5 protein-coding genes and 1 pseudogene are annotated in these 5957 nt (G+C 52.3%); 2 read left to right on the top strand and 4 right to left on the bottom strand.

Features of this window, described 5'->3' with window-relative positions:
- Positions 1-1829 (bottom strand): annotated as a pseudogene (locus BUB60_RS19285) (hypothetical protein); the annotation flags it as partial.
- 7 nt (positions 1830-1836) lie between these two features.
- Positions 1837-2199 carry a hypothetical protein gene (locus BUB60_RS19280; RefSeq protein ID WP_073083350.1) on the bottom strand — a complete coding sequence of 121 codons (363 nt, stop codon included), beginning with the start codon at positions 2197-2199 and terminating at the stop codon, positions 1837-1839.
- A 117-nt stretch (positions 2200-2316) separates the two neighbouring features.
- Between BUB60_RS19280 and BUB60_RS19275 the strand changes: the two genes are divergently transcribed.
- On the top strand, positions 2317-2547 hold the full coding sequence (locus BUB60_RS19275; protein ID WP_073083346.1) for a DUF2188 domain-containing protein: 231 nt from the start codon (positions 2317-2319) through the stop codon (positions 2545-2547).
- On the opposite strand, the gene BUB60_RS20345 is transcribed toward BUB60_RS19275, so the two are convergent.
- The gene (locus tag BUB60_RS20345) at positions 2544-2699 is read right to left on the bottom strand and encodes a hypothetical protein (RefSeq protein ID WP_159435489.1); all 156 of its coding nucleotides are present in this window, start codon (positions 2697-2699) and stop codon (positions 2544-2546) included. The genes BUB60_RS19275 and BUB60_RS20345 overlap by 4 nt on opposite strands.
- Before the next feature lie 73 nt (positions 2700-2772).
- Here BUB60_RS20345 and BUB60_RS19600 point away from each other — a divergent pair, with 73 nt between their 5' ends.
- Positions 2773-3351, top strand: coding sequence for a hypothetical protein (locus BUB60_RS19600; RefSeq protein WP_084726635.1), 579 nt, complete (start codon positions 2773-2775; stop codon positions 3349-3351).
- Between the two features lie 48 nt (positions 3352-3399).
- On the opposite strand, the gene BUB60_RS19265 is transcribed toward BUB60_RS19600, so the two are convergent.
- A complete protein-coding gene (locus BUB60_RS19265) occupies positions 3400-5874 on the bottom strand; it encodes a hypothetical protein (protein WP_073083343.1) in 2475 nt (824 codons plus the stop codon).
- Positions 5875-5957: the final 83 nt, after the last annotated feature.

Below are 5957 nucleotides of genomic sequence, written 5' to 3'. Positions count from 1 at the left end.
GTAAAGTCCGAACGGCCTGTCATCGTCCCCGACCAAGTACCGCCGCCATGGAATGTGTAGGTGTAGTTGTATCCGCCAGATTTAGATACAGCCCCGCTCTGCCCCGCTAATCCATTGCCCGCCGAGCCTGCGCCGCCGCCATATCCGCCGTATGCTGTAACGCCGCCTAACGATGCCGGTGAACCGTTGGCTCCGGGGTGATAAGTGGTTTCGTTTTTCGTTACATTTGGCCCCACGCCTGACGATCCTGCCCCCGCGCCGCCCGCCAATTCCCCGGTATCGCCTTTTCGCCCTAAGATGAGGCCCGATTTTGGCTCAACATAGCCGGAGCCGTAGGCGTGGCCCGTTTCCGCGCTGATGCCATCAAATATGGTGTGTTCGCCGCAGGAATACTCTTTGACCGACAATGGGACGACGGTCAGGTCCATAACCAAAACCCTACCGCCGGGCCCGCCCTCTCCGGGTTCGCCGCCAGCGCCGGGAGCTCCTGTTGACCCGTTTTTACCGTTCTCTCCAGAAACGCCCTGGGCGCCCGGCTCAACTTCAATGAGCCTTATCCGGGTTACGTCTTCGGGTATGGTCCAGTTGCCGATATCCGTGAGGACAACGTAATTATTGTAGTTGTCACCGTGGCCGACAGGGAGAAAACCTTTTGCAATCTCCGCGTCTGCCTTTAACGTTGCTGAGATATTGCCGATGTCGAGGGATTTGATATATCCGGTCTCGGCCTCTCCGAAAGGATTTGTGAAACTCACTTCCAGCGCGGGGCGCTCTTCGCCTAGCACAAGGGCCGCGTTTATAGTTGCAACTTCTGAATAATACTGCCCAACACGCAGCGCGACGTTATACGAGTTGAACGCAGATACCAGTGTCGCGTTCGTTACGGTGACGATATTTTCAGGCCCGGCGATACCGGTATCAAAAGACAGCACCGTTTTTGTATGCGTGTACTCTTTACCCTGCAGGGTGCCGGCACCGCTGACTATCGCATAGTTCACGCCTGATTCTTCGATGGTCAGTCCAGAGGCAACGAGGTCGTGGCACGGATTGTCGAACAGGACCGCCTGTGACGTCACTGATAAGGATGTATCGAGCAAAGTTACGGTCCGATCCTCTGGCGTTACAAACCATGAGTGCTCAGTCACGTCAACGCGGGTGCAGGGCGTCTTCGGCTCAATAGAGCCGTCTATGTAAATCCTGTCATCGTCTATCGCAACGGGTATAGCCGCCTCGATAAATTTGATGACTATATCGCCGTTGTCGTCCTTGAACACCCCGGCCCCTATTACGAAAAGTACCTGATGGAGATTTTCGCGGCATGACGCTACAGGTAGCCAGTTGGTGACGGGCGATGCAGCGACGTCGGGTTGAATCGTATACGGAATATCGCCCATCAATTCGGCGATGATAGTGCCGGCTGGCACTTCTGAATACATGCCGCCGTAATGCCGCCGATTGTCTAGAATCCCTATGGCCGAAAAGCTCGGGAAGTCATATTTCGTCGCGCCTATGCGGGAGGGCTGCTTTTCCAAATACGCCTTGATTATCGTCGTTCCGTCATGCTCATACTGGATAACGTCACCGTACTTGTAGTCGCTGATCGGATTTGAAATCAATATGGGCTCGTCATCTGCGGTATGAAGCTCGTAACCGTCGTTGTCCACAAGAAGTGCGTCATCGACATTGAGTGTCGCATCGAACGTGTCGATAGTGAGCTCTTCGGCATTGAGCGAGTTGCCCCTAAATACACTGCCGGCCAAGATATCCTTCTCATCCTGGTCGGCAGTTTCATCCGTATAAACATAACCGTTACATGTTATTTTGTTCATCGCCCACCTACTTCTGTATCAGCGGGAAAGTGATGCCGCTAACCAAAGGAGTCCATGCCGTTTTGCGAACGGCTGAAATGTTGTTGCTGTACATTGTGTACGTTTTTAAAGAACTGCCAGTAAACGGATTCGTATCGGTGACAACCGTAATCCACACAGGTTCAAGCAGAGCAAGGAGCACGGACGCAGCAGCGGCACTCAGCGTCGGGCATGTGATATCCGCCCGGTATTTGATCGCTACCCGGTCGCGTATCAGTGACCCAGATATGGCGCGTCCAGCATTGGGGCCCTCCACATCTGACCGCTGCCACTTGATGCCGTCGGGGGCTATGTAGGGAGTAATGTCCGTCCCGTTGATAGTAAATGTCATGGCGTTACCTCCAAAGGAAAGAGCGCCTATAGAATTGATCTATAGGCGCCCACAGCGCTCTTGAAATATTTTGAATTGCGTGATATTGTCGAATTATGGAAGGAGGTGAAAAAGATAATGGGTAAAAATCAATGGGTCTCCCCGCGCGAAAATGGCTGGGGTGTTCATGGCGAAGGCAACGAGAAAGACACAAAGCATTTCGACACTCAAAAAGAAGCACAAAATTATGCTATCGGAATTGCGAAAAACCAAGGAAGCGAAGTTATTGTTCAGGGCGTGAACGGCCAAATCGTAAGCAAGGACAGCTACGGCAATGACCCAAATCCCCCGAAAGACACTGAGCACTAATCAATCTTCGGCGACAATTTAACAACAACGCTTGGGCAGGCGGTGGTAATCAATTCGTTGGTTATCGCCGCTATCTCCTTTTCTTCTCCATCTTCTATGCATAAGATCGTTAGTTTGCTGATTGCATTGGATAAAACGTGATTTTCATTCATATTGTACTCTCCTTTTTGATATGGTAATATTGGGGAAAGTAGGCATAAAATATAAATGCCGGAGAGGATTGCTATGGGCTCTTACGGTTCGCCAGAACATTTGGACTACGTCAGGAATGTCGGAAACAGCAACAACAATAGAAACAAAATGAGAAAATGTCCGAATTGCGGGGCTAAAGTTACAAGCGAGTTTTGTCCGATCTGCGGTACCACGATGAGGAGAAAGCCAGTTTATAAACGCTGGTGGTTTTGGCTCATCATTATTGTGGTAGGCGTTTTTGCTATCGGAAGCCTTGGCGGCGGAGACGATTCAAAGTTGGCTGCTGTCTCTCCCGGCTTTCAGCCGGGGCCGCAAACAAGCGCAATATATCAAGGGTCGCAGCCTAACCCGCAAGCTCCGGCTGACAATTTCGAGCAGACCAGCGGTGTAACATTGGACAATTTCGGAGAAGTAAAAACCGGCATGAGTTATAGCGATGTTCGCGCTATACTTGGTGTGGACGGCGAACTGATGTCTCAGGTGGATATTGGCGATCCTGAGTACGAAACGGAAATATACACTTGGGACGGGAGAGGAATGTTGGGCGCTAATTGCAATGTTACTTTTCAAGGTGGAAAGGTCGTAGCAAAAGCGCAAATTGGTTTAAAATGATAATCAGTAAATTACTCAAGCGCCCCTCGGGATGGAGGGGCGCTTGATTTATGCATTTGCGTTCACAAAAGACGTGCCCGATAGCCGACTTTGCCGTTGTGTTGCCGGTTGGAGCTGGCGCGACACCCTTTTCCCGTCCAGGATGATGTCGCTATTTTTCTCAAGGAGTTGCCTAAGAAGGTTATTTTGCTCAATGAGAATGGCGTTCTGTTGCGCGTTAGCCGTTGCTACGCCGCTTGCGATGCCGTCGACAATCTGTTTATTGTTCGCAACGGCCGTGTGCCCGCCCATTGTCCCAACCAATTCGGGCCCCGCCTCGCGGGCGACGAAAAGTTGTCCTGTCGACGGGAATCCACCATCCGCGAGAGCGGCGGCGCCCAGAAGTGCGGATCCCGCCGCTATTGCCCCGGGCGCGGCGAGTCCTCCCGTTGCACCTATTACTATGGACGCCACCGCAACGCCTGCGACTATTTTTGCAGCGGGAATGATCCAGTTTTTGTTTCCCTCCCAGGCCCCGCTGATCCATTGCCCGGTCGCCTCCGCAAAGCTCTTAAAGTTCTCCCATGCGCTGCTGAGTCCAGAAGATACGGTATTGACGACGCCGGATATCGCAGAGGCCGTCGTGCTTACCAGTCCATTCCCCCACGAGGCCACAGCCTGCCCGGAGGCGTTGAAGAATGATGTTAATGCGCTGCCCGCGACATTCAACCCCGACACGGTCGCGTCACCTATGTACTGCATAACCGTATGATAATTTCCCATGAAGTTGTTCCCCCATGCCGCTTCACCTTCGCTAGTTGCTTGATAAAATGCCGCGTACTGGGGTATTAGCGACGGAATAGCAAGGGCAGTTGCGAGGTTTAAATAATCCATCACAGTTTGGTAATTGCTCTTTTGCACCGTGCCCCATTCATTGAGTGCTGCATTAGTGCTTGTGGTAAAGCTTGTAGCCTGCTCCGCCGCAGTTTGGAGGGAGGTTGAATAGGCGGACGCATTTACGGCTGGCATAATAGCAGGTGCGAACGCTGGAGCCTGCACCGGAGACTGGTAAACCGACTTTGCATAAAGGTAATTATCCATGTTGATGACCGGCACCATCGCAGCCTGAATCACAGGCGCGGTTACAGGTGTTTGGTAGGCAAGCACGGATTTTTTGTACGCTTCAAGGTCCAGCGCTTGAACAGTGACCGGAGGCAGTGCTAGCTCCCCCTCGGGCGATTTAAGTTTGCCGAGTTGGTCTCCTAATAGCCCTACTGCGGGGACCGCGGCTAGGGCGGCGCTGGTCAAAAGATTTGTGGCCTTTGCATCGGCGTTGACCTTTTCCGTCTGCTCCGCTAGGGCCGTATTTTTCTTTTTAAACAAGCCCAAGAGGCTCATTAAGCCGGAGATTAACTTTCTCAACGCCAACAAACCGGCTGCACCACCGAGTATTTTAAGAAGCCAGTTATCCCCCAGCAAATCATGTATCGGGTCAATTATGGCCTTCACCTTGTCGGCTATTTCCTTGATCTTGCTGTCAATTGGAACCTCCTCAAACATCTGCATATAATTCTGCATAGATGGCAGAATGTTGAGCTCATCAATTCCGATTGTTGCGTTTTTCAGCGCTTTCGTTGCCTCAATGGCCGAAGTCAGCCCATTGGTGTAGTTGTCTACGGACCTTTTTGCCCGCGTATATGTAGACGCCCCGGACATTGCCGCGAAGAACTGACTAAGATTGTCCGCCGCGTTTGATATGATATCCGCCAGCCGCTGTATCGTAGGCATCAGTGCGACCAGTATCTGCATAAAGGCCGTGCCCAATGAGTTTTTGACCTGTAGGCCGATGGCGTTAAGCTTCGCCATGTTCTGGATCGCCTGACCGGCGTCGTTTCCACCCATGGACAAACTGTATGCAGCCAGATTCCGCATACCCTCCGTGGCAGCAGAAACAGCCGATCTGATTGCGCCGAAAACTACCAAGCGCGCCGCGATGCGGCCCAACATTCGCTCAAACTTTCCACCGCTGCCGGTTGCTTTATCAAGCGACTTACCCGCATCTTTTGTGCCGTCTCTCACCTTCCGCATGGCGGGCGCCGTCCTTTTGGATGCCGTTTCCTGGAGCCTGCCCATCTGCGCTGTCGCTACGGCCGTCTTCTCCCTAAGAGCGTCCACCTGGGCCTGTAGCGGCGCTATCTGCGCGTCAAGTTTCTGCATGCCCGCATCATTGCCAACCATGAAATCAAGGCTCTGATCCTTCGTCAGGCCGGACAGCGCAGGCATGCTGCGATACTTATTGACAATCGCGTCCTGCTGAGCATAGAGAGGGGCAAGCTTCTCGTTGATTTTGGCCATCTTGGCCTGTGTGCGGTCAACCTCCGCTTGCAGACGTTTCAGCGCCGTTTCAGCTTTGCCGGTAGACACTTGAACGTCGGGAACCTTCGTCTGCTGGATAGACTCAAATCTTTTTTTAAGGCCTGCAATTTTTTTCTCGGCAGACTCCGTTTTTGTTCTGACGATGATTTGCAGCTCTTCAACGGTCATTTCTGTGTGCCCCCTCTCTGCTGATTGTGCACTTTCGCATACGCCGCGAACTGGGCCTTGTGCTCCTGATAATCAAATACCTT

Source organism: Sporobacter termitidis DSM 10068 (assembly GCF_900130065.1).
Lineage (GTDB): Bacteria > Bacillota > Clostridia > Oscillospirales > Oscillospiraceae > Sporobacter > Sporobacter termitidis.
This window is presented reverse-complemented; position numbering and strand designations above follow the sequence as displayed.

Coding starts and splice junctions, on each gene's coding strand:
- BUB60_RS20345 (WP_159435489.1), bottom strand. CDS start 2,699: ATGAATGAAAATCACGTTTTATCCAATGCAATCAGCAAACTAACGATC.
- BUB60_RS19600 (WP_084726635.1), top strand. CDS start 2,773: ATGGGCTCTTACGGTTCGCCAGAACATTTGGACTACGTCAGGAATGTC.
- BUB60_RS19275 (WP_073083346.1), top strand. CDS start 2,317: ATGGGTAAAAATCAATGGGTCTCCCCGCGCGAAAATGGCTGGGGTGTT.
- BUB60_RS19280 (WP_073083350.1), bottom strand. CDS start 2,199: ATGACATTTACTATCAACGGGACGGACATTACTCCCTACATAGCCCCC.
- BUB60_RS19265 (WP_073083343.1), bottom strand. CDS start 5,874: ATGACCGTTGAAGAGCTGCAAATCATCGTCAGAACAAAAACGGAGTCT.